Annotated in this window: 12 protein-coding genes; 11 read left to right on the plus strand and 1 reads right to left on the minus strand. The window is 60.2% G+C overall.

What is annotated here, in order from left to right:
* Positions 1-150: 150 nt before the first annotated feature.
* The 11 genes from GRI43_RS00875 to GRI43_RS00925 all read left to right on the plus strand — a co-directional run bounded on the left by GRI43_RS00875 (position 151) and on the right by GRI43_RS00925 (position 14,975).
* Positions 151-783 (plus strand): lytic transglycosylase domain-containing protein, encoded by a 633-nt coding sequence (locus GRI43_RS00875; RefSeq protein ID WP_235903551.1) that lies wholly within the window; start codon positions 151-153, stop codon positions 781-783.
* Positions 784-1,083, plus strand: coding sequence for a TrbC/VirB2 family type IV secretion system protein (locus GRI43_RS00880; RefSeq protein ID WP_160729239.1), 300 nt, complete (start codon positions 784-786; stop codon positions 1,081-1,083). It abuts the gene before it with no gap.
* Between the two features lie 6 nt (positions 1,084-1,089).
* A complete protein-coding gene (locus GRI43_RS00885) occupies positions 1,090-1,374 on the plus strand; it encodes a VirB3 family type IV secretion system protein (protein ID WP_160729240.1) in 285 nt (94 codons plus the stop codon).
* 33 nt (positions 1,375-1,407) lie between these two features.
* A complete protein-coding gene (locus tag GRI43_RS00890; protein WP_160729241.1) occupies positions 1,408-3,849 on the plus strand; it encodes a VirB4 family type IV secretion/conjugal transfer ATPase in 2,442 nt (813 codons plus the stop codon).
* Positions 3,846-5,042, plus strand: coding sequence for a TrbL/VirB6 family protein (locus tag GRI43_RS00895; protein ID WP_160729242.1), 1,197 nt, complete (start codon positions 3,846-3,848; stop codon positions 5,040-5,042). Before GRI43_RS00890 ends, GRI43_RS00895 begins: the two co-directional genes overlap by 4 nt.
* A complete protein-coding gene (locus tag GRI43_RS00900; protein WP_160729243.1) occupies positions 5,039-5,812 on the plus strand; it encodes a TrbG/VirB9 family P-type conjugative transfer protein in 774 nt (257 codons plus the stop codon). The genes GRI43_RS00895 and GRI43_RS00900 overlap by 4 nt, the downstream gene beginning before the upstream one ends.
* The gene (locus GRI43_RS00905; RefSeq protein WP_235903552.1) at positions 5,812-6,930 is read left to right on the plus strand and encodes a TrbI/VirB10 family protein; all 1,119 of its coding nucleotides are present in this window, start codon (positions 5,812-5,814) and stop codon (positions 6,928-6,930) included. The genes GRI43_RS00900 and GRI43_RS00905 overlap by 1 nt, the downstream gene beginning before the upstream one ends.
* Positions 6,931-6,949: 19 nt before the next feature.
* Positions 6,950-7,960 (plus strand): P-type DNA transfer ATPase VirB11, encoded by a 1,011-nt coding sequence (gene virB11, locus GRI43_RS00910; protein WP_160729244.1) that lies wholly within the window; start codon positions 6,950-6,952, stop codon positions 7,958-7,960.
* 133 nt (positions 7,961-8,093) lie between these two features.
* The gene (locus GRI43_RS00915; RefSeq protein WP_160730558.1) at positions 8,094-10,256 is read left to right on the plus strand and encodes an RNA degradosome polyphosphate kinase; all 2,163 of its coding nucleotides are present in this window, start codon (positions 8,094-8,096) and stop codon (positions 10,254-10,256) included.
* Positions 10,253-11,785: a Ppx/GppA family phosphatase gene (locus GRI43_RS00920; RefSeq protein WP_160729245.1), complete on the plus strand. Its 1,533-nt coding sequence runs from the start codon at positions 10,253-10,255 to the stop codon at positions 11,783-11,785. The genes GRI43_RS00915 and GRI43_RS00920 overlap by 4 nt, the downstream gene beginning before the upstream one ends.
* Before the next feature lie 295 nt (positions 11,786-12,080).
* On the plus strand, positions 12,081-14,975 hold the full coding sequence (locus tag GRI43_RS00925) for a TonB-dependent receptor (protein ID WP_160729246.1): 2,895 nt from the start codon (positions 12,081-12,083) through the stop codon (positions 14,973-14,975).
* A 58-nt stretch (positions 14,976-15,033) separates the two neighbouring features.
* On the opposite strand, the gene GRI43_RS00930 is transcribed toward GRI43_RS00925, so the two are convergent.
* Positions 15,034-15,771, minus strand: coding sequence for a queuosine precursor transporter (locus GRI43_RS00930; RefSeq protein ID WP_160729247.1), 738 nt, complete (start codon positions 15,769-15,771; stop codon positions 15,034-15,036).
* Positions 15,772-15,805: the final 34 nt, after the last annotated feature.

The following is a 15,805-nucleotide window of genomic DNA, read 5'->3' on the forward strand; positions in this document are numbered from 1 at the left end:
GATCCGTCTTTCGCGGACGGCATACTTTATCGGGTTCGGTCGGCGTTGCTGGCCGGACCCGCTTCGTTTCAGTGCCAATGGTCATGTTGTTCGATTTGCTGTCACCGCAGTGTCATGTATCGTGCCCATGGGGTTGGGACGGAGTTATTGATGATTCTCAATTGGACAGGTCGGATTTTGATACCGCTGGCGTTCGCTGCAATCAGCGTTCCGGCATCCGCCGACGTGATGGAAGTGGGTGAAGAGGGCGCTCGCTGGGTAACCGGTGAGCAGGTCATGCTGCGCGCTGCCGACACCGCTGTTCAATCGGACGATCTGACCGTTCTTGGCGCTGATTTCCATGTGCCCATGAATGCGGTTGCCGATCCGGCTCTGCACGCCCGGGCCATCCCGCCGGAATTCAACGCGGCCGTCCATGAACTTGCCCGCCGTTTTGACCTGAGCCCTGCATTGCTGGAGGCGGTCGTGTGGCAGGAAAGCCGCTGGCGCACCAATGCGGTATCCCCCGCTGGTGCGCGCGGACTGGCGCAATTGATGCCCAGCACTGCCCGCGAACTGGGCGTAAACCCCGATGATCCTTTCGCAAATCTCGAAGGCGGCGCACGCTATTTACGCGAACAACTCGACCGGTTTGACGGCGATCTGGAAAAAGCGCTGGCGGCCTACAACGCCGGCCCCGGCCGGGTCGAGCGGGCGGGTGGTATCCCGCGCATTCGTGAAACCCAAGAATATGTGGCGGCCATCATCGGCCGTCTGTCGAACCATTCCCGGAGTAGTAATTAAATGCACCTGATTTCCCGTCTTTCCCTTGCCCTGTTTGCCGTGATGCCAAGCGCGGCATTTGCCCAGCAGGCAGCCGACCCGCAGGGGTCGGGCCCGATCGTTGCGGCGCTCGGCTGGCTGCAGGGCACCTTGCTGGGCAATGTTGCCACTGCGATTGCGGTGATGGCGGTTGCGGCTGTCGGTTTCATGATGTTGACCGGGCGCATGAACTGGCGTTTCGGCGCGACTGTAATCATCGGCTTGTTCATCCTGTTCGGCGCGAGCACCATCGTCGCCGGTATTCAGGGAGCCGCCGGCTAGGCTGCAATGACCGAACTCGTCCGCCACCCCGTGCACAGAGCGCTGACCCGGCCGCAGATGTTTGCCGGGGTGACGATGAATTTCTTCATCCTCAATATGCTGGTCACGGCGGAGGCATTCCTGATCCTGAAAAGTTTCTGGATCATCCCGGTGCCGGTCATCATGCACACGATCGGATATTTCGCCTGTCTCAGGGAACCGCGCATTTTTGACCTGTGGATCACCAAGGTCAGCAAATGTCCGCGAGTCAGAAACTGGAAGCGTTGGGGCTGCAACAGCTACGCCCCGTAGTTGGTGCGCCGGCCTGAAGGAGGGCCTGTAACAATGAGCAAGTGGATCGGAGCTGCAGCCTGGAGCGCGAAGGAAGCCCGCGCTGGCGACCGGCTGCCCTATGCCCGCTTGCTTGACGCGGGCACCATGCTGCTACGCGATGGATCGGTGATGACTGCGATCCAGGTGCCCGGCCTGTTGTTCGAAACCGAAGATAGCGATGCGCTGAATGCCCATGCGGCAACGCGGGAAGTCATGCTGCGCTCGACACTCGATGCGCGGTTCGTGATGTATCACCACGTGGTCCGCCGCCGGGTCGAAGTTGAACTGGACGCCGATTTCGAAGATCCGCTTTCGGCCCATATCGACAAGCGCTGGAAAGAACGGTTGGGTCACGGCTCGCTGTTCATCAACGACCAGTTCATCACCCTGATCCGCCGTCCTGCGCGGGGCAAGGCGGGCCTCGCCGAGCGGCTGGCAAAGATGTGGAACCGCAAGGGCCAGAAAGAGATCGAGGCCGATCCCAAGGATATTCGCAGCCTGAAAGCTGCTGCGACGGGGCTGGTTGCCTCGCTCGGTTCATACGGCGCGCAGATCCTCGATGAATATGAAGGTACAAGTGGCGGCCGCAATAACGAGCTGCTCGAATTGCTCAGCGCTCTCTACAATGGCGAGATGCGGCCCGTGCGCCAACCGGATGCGGCGACCGATATCGGCCAGATGTTGCCTTATCGCCGGGCCAGCTTCGGCCTCGACGCGATGGAATTGCGCGGTTCCGGTGATCCCGATTTCAGCGCTATTCTGAGCCTGAAAGATTACCCCGACGCGACATCGCCAGGTCTGCTCGACGGGTTGCTGCGGCTGCCATACGAAATGATCGTAACGGAAAGCTATGCTCCTTCAGAGCGGCAGACGGCGCGCGAAAGGATGGACCTTTCGATCCGCCGCTTGCGCTCAGCCGATGAAGATGCGGCGGCGGAACGGGCAGACATGATCGCCGCGCGGGACGAGTTGGGAACCGGATCGGTGAGTTTTGGCGACCATCATTTGAGCGTGCTGGTGCGTGAGAAGAATCTCTCCCGGCTCGACGATGCGACCGCTGCCTGCGCTGCTGCGCTGGCAGATACCGGGGCAATCGCGGTGCGCGAGGATACCAATTTGGAGCCTGCATTCTGGGCCCAGTTCCCGGGGAACGAGCAATATATCGTTCGCCGTGCAATGATCTCCAGCGCGAACATGGCCAGTTTCGGTTCGCTGCACGGGTTTGCTCTGGGGCAGGCTGCGGACAATCACTGGGGCGATGCAGTCACGCTGCTGGAGACGACCAGCGCAACCCCGTTCTTCTTCAATTTCCATCACGGCGATCTGGGCAATTTCTCGGTCATCGGGCCGAGTGGCTCGGGCAAGACCGTGGTGATGAATTTCCTCGCTGCGCAGGCCCAGAAATTCGCCCCGCGCACCATCTTGTTTGACAAGGATCGCGGTGCGGAACTGTTCGTTCGCGGCATTGGCGGGCGGTATGACCGGATCAATGCGGGTGATCCGACCGGCTTCAATCCGCTTGCACTGCCGGACACCCCGACAAACAGGGCATTCCTTCGCGACTGGCTCGGCGTCTTGCTAAATGCAGAAGGGCCGGAAGAACTGGCTACTATCAGCACGGCTGTCGATGCCACATATTCCAACCAGCCATCGCTGCGCCGGCTGCGCCATTTCAAGGAATTGCTGGCCGGATCGCGCCGCCCGCAGCCAGGGGACCTTGCCGACCGGCTGAGTGCGTGGATCGGTTCTTCCACCGGAGACGGCGGGGAACATGGCTGGCTGTTTGACAACGACAAGGACCGGCTCGATCTCGACCAGCGAGTGCTTGGTTTCGACATGACCGCGCTGCTCGAAAATCCGAAGCTGCGCACGCCGACGATGATGTACCTGTTCCACCGGATCGAGGAACGGCTGGACGGTCATCCGACCATGATCCTGATCGATGAAGGGTGGAAGGCGCTGGACGACGAAGTGTTTGCCGCGCGCATCCGCGACTGGCTGAAAACGCTGCGCAAACGCAACGCCTTGGTTGGCTTTGCGACCCAGTCGGCCCGCGATGCGCTGGACAGCAAGATTGCGACTGCTTTGGTCGAACAGACCGCGACGATGGTGTTCATGCCCAATTCGCGCGCACGAGCAGAAGATTACTGCGACGGTTTCGGCCTGACCGATCACGAACTGGCCTTGATCCGTTCGTTGCCGGCCCACAGCCGGTGCTTCCTCGTTCGTCAGCCTGATGCATCGGTCGTCGTGCGGCTCGACCTCGGCAACGCGCCGGAAGTGCTGACCATGCTGTCCGGGCGCGAATCTTCGGTGCGCAGGCTCGACCTGCTGCGCGAAGCAGTCGGTGATGAGCCGTCCGAATGGTATCCGGCGCTCACTGGCCATGCCTGGCCGGGCAGCGGCGGCGAAGGCGATGACGGGAATTTCCCCGTCTGGCAGGCCGCTGAATGAGCACGCAATGCGACGCCTTGATGGAAGATGTCGGTTCCGGCGTCGCTGCCGCGCTGCGCGCGGTGGATTGCACCGCATCCGAAGTTAGCGCGGCTGCATTCGGGCGGCTGTTCGCCCCCGGCGGCGCCATGGGATCCGTGCTCACGATCCTGCTCGCGCTGTTCATCGCGTTTTTCGCCATCGCGCTGCTGCTGGGCCGTTCCAACCTCAGCGTAAGATCGCTCGTTCCGCGGATGATTACACTGGGTCTGGTGATGACGTTCGCTACCAGCTGGTTCGCCTATCAGACGGTGGTGTGGAACCTGACTGTGGCCGCCCCGGATTACATCGCCAGCGTTCTCACCGGGAACGATGGCTCTGCCACAACGACATTTGCTGACAAGCTCGACATCGTGTTTCTGGCCGTTCAGCAGGCAACAGAGGCGGCTGGCGGGCAGGGCGCGCAGGGCGCCGGAGAGATTACCGCATTTTCCCCGCAAGGTATTTTGTGGCTCGGCGCGTTGCTGTTCCTGCTTGGAACGGTAGGAGTTCTGGTTACGTCGCGTATCGCGCTTGCGATCCTTGTTGCGCTGGGGCCGATCTTTGTCGTGATGGCGCTGTTCAATGGGACCCGCGGTCTGTTCACGGGCTGGCTCAAGGGGCTGGTCATGCTCGCGCTGACACCGCTTTTCGCGGTTCTTGGCGGCGGGGTCATGCTGGAACTTGCAGTTCCGATCCTGTCATCGCTTACGCAGGTTCCGGGCCAGATCGACCCCCGATCGGCAATGGCGTTCTTCCTGATCGGCGCAGTCCATGCTGCACTGATGATTATGGTGCTGAAGGTATCGGCAACTATGGTTTCGGGCTGGAAAGTCTTCGGGCTTGTCCCCGGTAGCGAGACGGCAAATGCAGCGGTGGATACCGCGCACTCCACGCCTCCGGCATCGACAGGAAATGCGCCGATGTCGACTGCGCAGGCTGCGGGCATGTCGAACCCGCCACGCCGTATCTCCGTTTCGGGCGTGACACCTTCACCGGCGGCGAACGACGCGTCTGGCCTGGCTTCGGCGGCCACCAACCGTACAACCAAGGTGTTTGCCACATCTTCAGGCAGCGGTCAGATCCAGCCGCTTAGCTCTGGCACGTCGCGAACGCGCGGTATCGGCAACCGCTTTCGCCCTGCAAAGAACCGGACTTCGGAGAAATTGAAATGATCCGCGCGCTTACCCCTGCGCCTATCCTGCTGATGGCGGCGATGCTGTCTTCACCAGCCTTGGCTGACGATCCGCGTCTGGTTGAACGGCTGTACGATCCGGCTCAGGTGGTCCGCATTGAAGGCCAGACCAAGGTCCAGGCGACTATCGCGTTCGACCCTGCAGAGCGGATCGAGAATGTCGCGATTGGCGACTCCCAGGCATGGCAGGTGACCCCGAACAAGCGCGCGAACCTGCTGTTTATCAAGCCGCTCAGCCCGACAGCGACGACCAATCTGACGGTCATCACCGATCGGCACACTTACCTGTTCGATCTGGTAGCAAGCCCCCGGGCAAAGCCGCTTTACGTGCTGCGCTTCATCTATCCGGAAGAACCGGAGCCAGAGGCTGCGCCTGTTGGCGCGGTAAACGAAATGGAACTGGCTGCTGCGAGCGATCCCTATGCGGTGGTCGATCCATCGGCACTGAATTTCGACTGGACCCGCGAAGGTGACCCTGCCTTGCTTCCTGCGCAAACGTACGATGATGGGAACGCGACCTTCCTGACATGGAAATCGGGCGAGCCGGTTCCTGCGATCCTGATCAAGGACGCAAAGGGAACCGAGGGTCCGGTCAATTTTGCCGTTCGCGGCGAGACAATTGTTGTCGACGGTGTCCCGCGCGAGATCATCTTGCGGTCTGGCAAGGATAGCGCCGTCCTGACAAATATCGGCCCTGTGCGTCCGGCCCTTGCGGCCTCGGATGCCCGCAGAACTGGGGAGAATAACTGATGCGCCTCGCGATGAGCCTTCCAGGTAAAAAGGGTGCTGACACCGCAGCGCAGAATTTCGATCCGCGCGACGGTGAAACGGCAGAAATCATCGACCTTGCCAGCCGCAATTCCTATCCTGCCGTAACCCAGCGCAAAGGCACATCTGACGGATTGGGCCTGGCCGCTGGTGTCTTGCTGGTCGCAGGGCTCGGTGCGGTCACTCTGTGGGGCATGAATTCGGCGCGCGTTGCACCGCCCGAAGGTGTGGGCGGACAGCAGCCGGCACCGCAGCCGGTCCAGCCTGGCGCGGCCACTCAACCTGCGGTGGCTGCACCACAAACCGTTCAATCCGTGCCGCGCCGTGCCGATCCGGCACCTGCGCCGGTCTATGCAAATCAGCCAGTCACCAACACTGCGCCGGCAGCCAATCCTTATGCCACACCGACCGTGGTTTACGATACCAGCGGTGCGCCGGTTGGCGTTGTCAGCGGAGCGGCGGTTGCTGCAGCAGAAAGCGGCGCAGTGCCGGGCGGCGGATCGGCCAATGATTTCGCCAGCCGGGTCGGCGGTGTCGGCGGCGGTCCGGCACAGGCCACCGCGATGACCAATCCGCAAACCACCGTGACGCAAGGGACCCTGATCCCGGCGATCCTGGAAACCGCAATCGATACCAATGTGCCCGGCTATGTCCGCGCAGTGGTAAGCCAGGATGTCAGAAGCTTCGACGGTACAAAAGTGCTGGTCCCGCGCAGTTCGCGCCTGATCGGGCAATATCAGTCGGGTCTGCAGAATGGGCAAAAACGCGCCTATGTCATCTGGACCCGGCTCATCCGGCCTGATGGGGCATCGGTGAACATTCAGTCACCGGCAGTCGGTTTCGACGGGACCACGGGCCTTGCCGGCAAGGTCAATTCAAACTTCTTCCAGCGCTTCGGTTCGGCAATGCTTTTGTCAGTCGTTGGCGGCCTGTCGGCTATCGGCACGGGCGGCGCGTCAGTTGTTCTTGGCGGGGGCGGTCAGGCGGCTGCCGCCGCAGCGCAGCAGGATAGCCAGATCGGCCCCACCATCCGCGTGCGTATGGGCGAACCGATCCGGGTATTTACCGCCCGCGATCTGGATTTCTCTCAGGTCAACTGAGCGGGGTAGAGCACCAGCCATGTCTGCCGATATCCACCCGCTCCAGCCTGACGGCACACCGCAAGGCGATGTGAACGCCGAACGCAGTGTCTATCTTGCCGCCTATCTGGAGCCGTTTCGCAGATGGCTGCAAAAAGACACTGTGACCGAAATCATGGTCAACCGGCCGGGCGAGGTATGGATCGAAGATGCCGCTTCACCGGGGATGCAGAAGCTGGATGTGCCGGAAATAGACGACCGCTTGATCCAGCGTCTTGCTGAACAAGTCGCACGGGTCAGCCATCAGGGGATCAACCGCGAACACCCCTTGCTGGGTGCGACACTGCCCGACGGCGCGCGTGTGCAATTCTGCGGCCCGCCCGCAGCACGCGAACACTGGACCATGGCAATCAGGCGGCATCGGCGGCTAGATCTGCCGCTTGACGCTTACGATTCCGGCCCGCTCGCCGATCCGGCAGAAGCCGAAATGCCCGATCCGCAGCAACAGCCTGTCGATTTTCTGCGTGAGGCGATCAGGCAGCGCCGCACGATCCTGATTTCAGGTGGCACGTCGACCGGTAAAACGACCTTCCTCAATGCGATGCTGGGTGAAATACCCGGGCATGAACGGGTTGTGCTGGTGGAAGACACGCCGGAACTGAAACTGCCGGGCGAAAACGGTGTTGGCCTCGTTGCCGTGAAAGGTGAGCTGGGCGAGGCAAAGGTCACTGCGAACGAATTGTTGCAGGCGGCTTTGAGGCTGCGGCCGGACCGGATCGTGCTGGGCGAGCTGCGCGGCGCGGAAAGCGTCAGTTTCCTGAGAGCGATTAACACCGGTCATCCGGGCAGTTTTTCGACCATCCATGCGAACAGTTTGCGCGGCGCGCTCGAACAATTGTCATTGATGGTCATGCAGACCGGTATCGGACTGACGCGGACTGACACCATCGCCTATGCGGCGTCGGTCATCGATGTCATCGTGCAGCTTGGCCGCGATGCAAATGGCAAGCGCGGGATTACCCAGATTGCTGAAAGCCATACCCTGGTGTGAAATGCGCGTGACGCGGACCTGTGACAGGTTTATGTCACGGGACGCTTGCAGATTTACATAAGGATCAAGCCCCATCAATCGCGTGATCGATCATTCCGACCTTACCATTCCGGCGCAGAGCCGGCCGAGGGCCATGAGCAATCACGCAGATTTGACTGAGAGCGAGGAACTGCAATCCTCTCCCGAGGAGGCAGCGCGCAAGTATATCAACCGCGAACTGAGCTGGCTTGCGTTCAACGAACGGGTGCTGGCAGAGGCGCGGAACGAAAACTATCCGCTGCTGGAACGGCTGCGTTTCCTGTCGATCTCGGGCAGCAATCTTGATGAATTCATGATGATCCGCGTGGCCGGTCTGGTCGGCATGGTTCAGCGCGGCATCGATGGGCTTTCGATTGACGGCCGCAGTCCTGCGCAGCAGTTGACCGCGATCAGGGAATCGGTGCGCAAGATCAATTCGGAGCAGCGCGAATGCTGGGCCGAATTGCGCGGCCTGCTGGATGATGCTGGTATAACGATTGCCGACAACACCCGGGTCGATCCGGCATCGTATTCCTCCCTCAAGACCTACTTTCTCGAAGAGATCATGCCGGTCATCACGCCGCAGGCGCTCGATCCGGCGCACCCGTTCCCGTTCGTGTCGAACCAGGGTGTCGGGCTGCTGTTCAATCTGACGAGAGAAGCCGACAACGCGCAGGTGATCGAGATGGTCCTGATCCCTTCGGCCCTGCCGCGTTTTGTCAGGGTGCCGGGCGAGCAGGCGATCTATATCAGCATCGAAAGCCTGATTTGCCGGTTCGCCAAGCATATGTTCCCCGGCTTCAGGATTGAGGGCGACGGGGCGTTTCGTGTCCTGCGCGACAGCGATATCGAAATCGAGGAAGAGGCGGAAGATCTGGTCCGCACGTTCCGCAGCGCAATCCAGCGGCGGCGGCGCGGCCAGGTGATCCAGCTGGAACTGGAACATGATTTCGATCCCGATGCCGAGGAAATGCTGCTCGATCAACTTTCGGCGCAGGGAACCACAATCATCAAGACAGAGGCGCTGATCGGGGTTGCGGGGGTGTCGGAAATCGTCGCGGAAGACCGTCCCGACCTGAAATTTGCCGCCTACAGCCCGCGCTATCCCGAGCGGATCCGTGAACATGACGGGGATTGCTTCGCCGCCATCCGGGAAAAGGATATCGTCATCCACCACCCCTATGAAAGTTTCGAGGTGGTGGTCGATTTCCTGCGTCAGGCTGCGCAGGACCCGGATGTCGTGGCGATCAAGCAGACGCTTTACCGCGCAGGCGACCAATCACCCGTGATCATGGCGCTGATTGCGGCGGCAGAGCGGGGCAAGTCGGTAACCGCGGTAGTGGAATTGAAGGCCCGTTTCGACGAGGAGCAAAACCTGCTGTGGGCGTCGGAGCTGGAGCGCGCCGGGGTGCAGGTCATCTACGGCTTCGTGGACTGGAAAACGCACGCCAAGGTTTCAATGGTGGTCCGCCGGGAGGAGCAGGGTTTCCGCACATACTGCCATTTCGGCACCGGCAATTATCATCCGATCACGACCAAGATTTACACCGACCTAAGCTATTTCACCGCCGACCCGAAACTGGGCCGCGATGCCGCCAAGCTGTTCAATTTCGTGACCGGCTATGTCGAGCCTCGCAAGACCGGGCTGCTGGCAATTTCGCCAATCGACCTTCGCGAAAAGCTGTATGCCCGGATCGACAAGGAAATTGAGAATGCCGGGCAAGGCAAGCCCGCCGCCATCTGGGCGAAACTGAACTCCCTGACCGACAAGGGCGTGATCGACCGGCTCTATGCGGCCAGTCAGGCAGGGGTGGAAATCCAGCTGGTCATCCGCGGCATCTGCTGCCTGCGTGCCGGGATCGAAGGTCTGTCAGAAAGCATCCGCGTGAAATCGATCATCGGGCGGTTTCTGGAACACAGCCGCATCTGGGCGTTTGCCAATGGCGATGAAATTCCGGGCGCGAAAACCAAGGTCTATATTTCGTCCGCGGATGCGATGGACCGCAACCTCAACCGGCGGGTAGAGGTGCTCGTCCCTATCCGAAACAAGACGGTGCATGATCAGGTTCTGCAACAGGTCCTGCTCGCCAATTTGCTCGATACGGAGCAGAGCTGGGAACAGCAGCCGGGCGGGGAATATCTGCGCGCCGATCGCGGTGAAAAACCGTTCAACTGCCACCGCTATTTCATGACCAACCCCTCCCTTTCCGGGCGCGGCGGAGCGCTTGAGGCGGGCGGGGTTCCCAAACTGGCGCTACGCAAGGGCGCCGCTGGATGACGATCCGCGCACGCAAGGCTGACAGGCAGGGAATCTTTGCAGGCAACCGCGTGGAACGGGCGATCATTGATATCGGCTCCAACACTGTCCGGCTGGTGCTCTACGGTGGCGCGCCGCGCGCTCCGGTTACTTTGTTCAACGAGAAAGTCGCGGCAAGGCTGGGCCGCGAGATTGCGGAGACCGGGCGGCTGGCCGATGACGCAATCGATTTGGCCATGCGCGGACTGCGCCGATATGCGCTGCTGCTGCGCGATCTGGAAATCGATATCGTCGACGTCGTGGCCACCGCTGCTTCGCGCGAAGCGAGCAATGGACCGGAATTTCTTGATGCGGTCAGAGCGCTGGGGCTGGAGCCGCGCCTGCTTCCCGGAGAGGAAGAGGCACGGATCAGTGCCATGGGCGTGATGGGCGCGTTTCCCGGTGCGCGCGGTATTGTCGCAGACCTGGGCGGGGGCAGCCTGGAACTCGTGCATATTGCCGAGGGAGAGTGTGATCCGGGGATCAGCCTGCCGCTGGGAACGCTGCGGCTGCCAGATCACATTGGTTCGGACCGGGCCGAAACCCATAGCAATCTGAACGCCATGCTGGAGGCATCGGGCAAGATCGGGCCGGTCGACGGAACGCTGTATCTTGTTGGCGGAACATGGCGATCAATGGCCGTGCTGGCGATGGAGGACCGCGATTACCCGCTGACTGATCCGCACGCCTTCACCCTGCCGCTGGCCGAAGCGAAGGCGCTGGCAACGCGTGTGGCCGAGGCTGAGCCTGACGAACTGCGTCTGCACCCGCGAATTTCCAGCATGCGGGCGGACAATCTGCCCCATGCGGGCGTCCTGCTGGACGCCTTGCTCGACCGGTTGATGCCGGACCGCATCGTGTTTTCATCGTGGGGCCTTCGCGAAGGCATCCTGTATGATGAGTTGCCGGCCATCGCACGTTCGCAAGATCCGCTGCTTGCCGGGGTGGGCGAATTCGCCGCCTCTCGCGGGACCCCGCCGATCCTGGCAACGCGCATCGCCGCATGGACGGTTGGCGCAGCGCCGCCGTCGCTGCATGGTAGCGAACGTGTTCGATTGGCGGCAACGATGCTTTCGCTCGCATCAATGCAGATCGAACCCAACCTGCGGATGGACGTTGCGACCGATTGGGCGCTGCAGAAACGCTGGCTGGGTCTTGCGCCGGATGAGCGCGCAATGATGGCTGCTGCCGTCTGCGGGAACGGGAATCGCTGCGATCTGAACCGCGAACTGTACCGTCTGGCCAGCGAGGAACAACTGGAAGAAGCAGTCTGCTGGGGCCTTGCCATCCGCCTTTGCCGAAGGCTCGGCGGCCGTTCGCGCCGACTTTTCCATGTAAGCACGTTGGAAGTCGAAGCGGGCAAGCTGGTCCTTTCGCTGGAGGAAAGCCATGCCGACCTGTTCGGTCTGCCCAGCGAAAAGGATATGGCCCTTCTGGGCGAACGCTTGAACCTGAAACCGGAAATGCGCGTGATCAGCGAATCCGAAATGCTGGCGCGCACTTCGGCCTAGGCGTTGCCAATTGGCCGCGCTTGCGATGGCGCGACTGTTCATAAGCCAGACCTGATTGTGAAATCAGCATGACCGGCCATCTTCGCCGTGAATTATCTCTGCGGCCACAAAACCACGCAAATACCTAGGGTTAGGGATTTCAGGCGTGAATTGGACACGCGAAGAGCTAGGCTGCGGCTTATGATTGTTGCGTAGAAATCACCATAATGCGCAACACTCTTGCTATTTGCGGCACAACTGATTTAGCTTGGTGTTTGCAGGACCCGAAAATGGGCCGCTTACATGGGAGAGGATTATGAGGGTCAAAGCAACCCTGCTTGCCGGCATTTGCGGCAGCGCGATCGCGTTTCCGGCATACGCTCAAGATGCAGATGAGGATCAAACCCCGCGGTATCGCGGTACTGAAATTGTGGTTACCGCCCAGCGTCAGGACCAGAGCCTGCAAGAAGTCCCGATTGCAGTCAGCGCATTTTCGGCCGAAGCACTGGAATCGCAGCAGATCGAGAATGCGAGCGACCTTCAGCTTACTCTGCCAAACGTCTCCTTCACCAAAAGCAACTTTACCGCATCCAGCTTTACGATCCGCGGGATCGGCGATCTGTGCGTCGGGGTCAGCTGCGACAGCGCGACCGCGATCCACCTGAATTCGGCCCCGCTGTTCGGCACCCGCCTGTTCGAAACCGAGTATTTCGATCTTGAGCGGATCGAGGTTCTGCGCGGCCCGCAGGGTACGCTGTTCGGCCGCAACGCAACGTCGGGCGTGGTCAACGTTGTTTCGGCGAAGCCGGACCTGTCCGAAATCGCAGCCAAGGCAGAATTCGAGTACGGCAATTTCAACAGCATCAAGGCCAAGGGTATGGTCAACGTGCCAATCGGCGATACGCTGGGTGTGCGCGTGGCGGGCTTCTACCTCAACCGCGACGGCTATACGGAAAACCTGGCCAACAACACCCGCATCGACGGGCGCGACATGTATGCAGTTCGCGGTTCGCTGCGGTGGGAGCCGAGCCCCGATACCACACTGGACCTTATGGGGTATTATTTCCGCGAGGATGATGACCGCCTGCGTATTCAAAAGCAGCAGTGTCAGCGTGACCCGACCGGCGTTGTCGGCTGTCTGAACAACCGCCGCGACTTTGACAGCACAAATTCGAATTCCACCTTCACAGGGACGCTTGGTTCTTCGGAATTCCTGGCGATCAATGGCATTCCATCCACGCTGGGCCTCAACAGCCTGTACGGGCCTGATGCCTATGCGAACTTCCAGGAACCGGCCGATGTCCGCCAGGTGCGGACAGAGTTTACGCCTGAATACTTCGCAGACGAATTGCAGATCCAGGCGCACCTTGAACAGAACATCGGTTCGTTCCAGCTTGGCCTGACCGGTACGTATCAGGAAACCAGCGTCGATTCCCGTCAGGATTACAACCTCGGCATCGGCGCCATTCCCAATGCGGCGCTCGCATTCGGTACATTGCAGGCATTCGCCAACAATGCTGCCGGGCCGGGCACCGGCGTCTATTTCCAGCCGATCATTGATGCTCTGTTCGATGGCAGCGGAAACCTGTGCACATCCGACACCCGGTTGGACAATCGCGGCTCTTTCGAGGGCTTCTCTGTCTGCACACCCAACGGGCCGCAGTTCGACAGATCGAACCAGGAAAACGAATCCTACTCGGTTGAAGCGATCATTTCGTCCGACTTTGACGGACCATTCAACTTCCTGGTTGGCGGTATCTATGCCGACTCGAAAGTGCTTGAGAACAGCTACTACGTGAACGCGTTCGCCATTGATTACATCAGCGGTGTGCTCGGAACGTTTACAGCTCTTGGTGCCGGATTGCCGCCATCCTATCTGGCAACCTCGTTCTTCCGCAACAATACCAGAAGTTTCCAGCTGGAATCTTATGGCATCTTCGGGGAAGGCTATCTGGAACTTTCGGACAAGCTGAAAGTCACGGCTGGTCTGCGATATAATAACGATAAAAAGGCGATCACCGCACGTTCCACACTGGCCAGCTTCCTCAACCCGTTCAGCAATGATGGCGATCCCTTCGACTCGCCATTTTCCGGCTCGTTCGATGCTGATCCGGGAACAGCGGGTATCCAGCCTATCCAGGCCCGTTCGGTCGCATTCGATGAAATCACCGGGCGTTTCGTAATCGATTACCAGTTCACACCGGATAATCTGATCTACGCTTCGTATTCGCGCGGTTACAAGTCGGGCGGTATCAACCCGCCATTGCAGCCGATCTTCTCGGTTCCCGAAAGCTTCTCTCCGGAATCGATCGATGCGTTCGAAATCGGTAGCAAGAACACCTTTGGCAACGGTGCGCTGCAGCTCAATGCCACAGCTTTCTATTACAAATACAAGGACCTGCAGCTCAGCCGGATTATTGCCCGTACATCGGTCAACGATACGATTGATGCCAACATCTACGGCGCTGAAATCGAGGCGATCCTTCGCCCCGATTACAACTGGCTGTTCAACGTCAACTTCAGCTTCCTGAACGCAAAGGTTGCCGGGGATCAGTTCTTCAGCAATCCGCGCGATCCGGGCGGCGGTGATGCCAACGCGGTGATCATCAAGGACATCACCAACGGCGCACTTTGCGCAGTCACCGGCGCTGCACCCGGCGGTCCCGATGCGTTTGTGAATGCGATCAATCCGGGCCTCGGCCTTCAGGGCACGACCGAATTCCCCGCAGATGGCGGTCTTCAGTCTGCAGGCGCGTTCAGCATCTGCTCGGTTCTCGAAGGTCAGGCTGCGGCGATTGGCGGTGCATTTGGCGGTATTCAGGTGCTCAGCCCCGGTGTTCAGGTCAATCTGAAAGGCAACAAGCTGCCTCAGGCACCTGAATTGAAGGCGTCGGTCGGTGTCCAGTACACCAAGGAATTCGACAACGGCATGACCCTGGTCCCCCGTTTCGACATTGCTTACACTGGCGAGCAGTTCGGTAACGTCTTCAACGGCAACGTGAACCGTATCGAGCCATTCGTGCAGGCCAACGCTCAGCTGCAGCTGAACGGGCCTGACAAGCGGTGGTTTGTTCGCGGGTTCGTCCAGAACATCTTCGACAGCAACTCGACCACGGGTCTGTATGTCACCGATGCTTCTTCGGGCTTGTTCACCAACATCTTCACCCTCGATCCGCGCCGTTATGGTGTCGCGGTCGGCGTGTCGTTCTAACCAATACCCTTTGGGAGAGGGGGAGGGCCGGGCGTTTCGTCCGGCCCTTTTTTATGGCTCAGCCAGTTTTGGCAAAGGGCGAGAAATCGGTTTCGGTATCGAATATATCGACCCCTTCTGCGCGTTTCAGCTTGCCCACCACCAGATAGGTTACCGGGGTCAGAAACGCTTCCCACGCCGTCTTGATCAGCCACTGCGACAGGACCAGTTGCCAGATCAGTTCCGGCGGCCAGCCGGCCAGCCCGTAAAACGCCAGAGGGTAGAAAATCGCGCTGTCGAAGCCCTGTCCGACAATGGTCGATCCGATGGTGCGGGCCCACAGCATCTTGCCGTCCGTCCAGACCTTCATCTTCGCCAGAACCAGGCTGTTGGCAAATTCCCCCACCCAGAATGCCACCATCGAGGCGAGAACGATGCGCCAGCTATTGCCAAATACGAACTCATACGATTCCTGCCCGGGCCAGCCATCAGCCGGTGGCAGCGAAACAACCACCCACGCCATGAATGCCATGAACAGCAGTGCGGCAAAGCCGGTCCAGATCACCCGGCGCGCCTTGGCGTAACCATACACCTCCGTCAGAACATCGCCGATGATGTAGCTAATTGGAAAAAACAGCACGCCTGCCCCGAAGGACCACTCAGACCCGCCAGGCAGGGTGACGTAAGATGGTTTCGACGCGCCGATGATATTGGACAGCAGCAGGATCGCAACGAATGCCGCCATCACAAGGTCATAATAGCGGAAAGACCGCGCCGAAGCCGCTGTGCGTTCGATAGGTTCTGGTGTGTCGCTCATGGGGACGAGTGCCTAACCGCATTTGCAGGCCGCG

Origin of the sequence: Pontixanthobacter luteolus (assembly GCF_009828095.1) — a bacterium.
In the GTDB taxonomy this organism is placed as follows: Bacteria; Pseudomonadota; Alphaproteobacteria; order Sphingomonadales; family Sphingomonadaceae; genus Pontixanthobacter; species Pontixanthobacter luteolus.

Excerpts from the sequence above, each read along its gene's own strand:
- GRI43_RS00875 (WP_235903551.1), top strand. The coding sequence starts at position 151 with ATGATTCTCAATTGGACAGGTCGGATTTTGATACCGCTGGCGTTCGCT.
- GRI43_RS00880 (WP_160729239.1), top strand. The coding sequence starts at position 784 with ATGCACCTGATTTCCCGTCTTTCCCTTGCCCTGTTTGCCGTGATGCCA.
- GRI43_RS00885 (WP_160729240.1), top strand. The coding sequence starts at position 1,090 with ATGACCGAACTCGTCCGCCACCCCGTGCACAGAGCGCTGACCCGGCCG.
- GRI43_RS00890 (WP_160729241.1), top strand. The coding sequence starts at position 1,408 with ATGAGCAAGTGGATCGGAGCTGCAGCCTGGAGCGCGAAGGAAGCCCGC.
- GRI43_RS00895 (WP_160729242.1), top strand. The coding sequence starts at position 3,846 with ATGAGCACGCAATGCGACGCCTTGATGGAAGATGTCGGTTCCGGCGTC.
- GRI43_RS00900 (WP_160729243.1), top strand. The coding sequence starts at position 5,039 with ATGATCCGCGCGCTTACCCCTGCGCCTATCCTGCTGATGGCGGCGATG.
- GRI43_RS00905 (WP_235903552.1), top strand. The coding sequence starts at position 5,812 with ATGCGCCTCGCGATGAGCCTTCCAGGTAAAAAGGGTGCTGACACCGCA.
- virB11 (WP_160729244.1), top strand. The coding sequence starts at position 6,950 with ATGTCTGCCGATATCCACCCGCTCCAGCCTGACGGCACACCGCAAGGC.
- GRI43_RS00915 (WP_160730558.1), top strand. The coding sequence starts at position 8,094 with ATGAGCAATCACGCAGATTTGACTGAGAGCGAGGAACTGCAATCCTCT.
- GRI43_RS00920 (WP_160729245.1), top strand. The coding sequence starts at position 10,253 with ATGACGATCCGCGCACGCAAGGCTGACAGGCAGGGAATCTTTGCAGGC.
- GRI43_RS00925 (WP_160729246.1), top strand. The coding sequence starts at position 12,081 with ATGAGGGTCAAAGCAACCCTGCTTGCCGGCATTTGCGGCAGCGCGATC.
- GRI43_RS00930 (WP_160729247.1), bottom strand. The coding sequence starts at position 15,771 with ATGAGCGACACACCAGAACCTATCGAACGCACAGCGGCTTCGGCGCGG.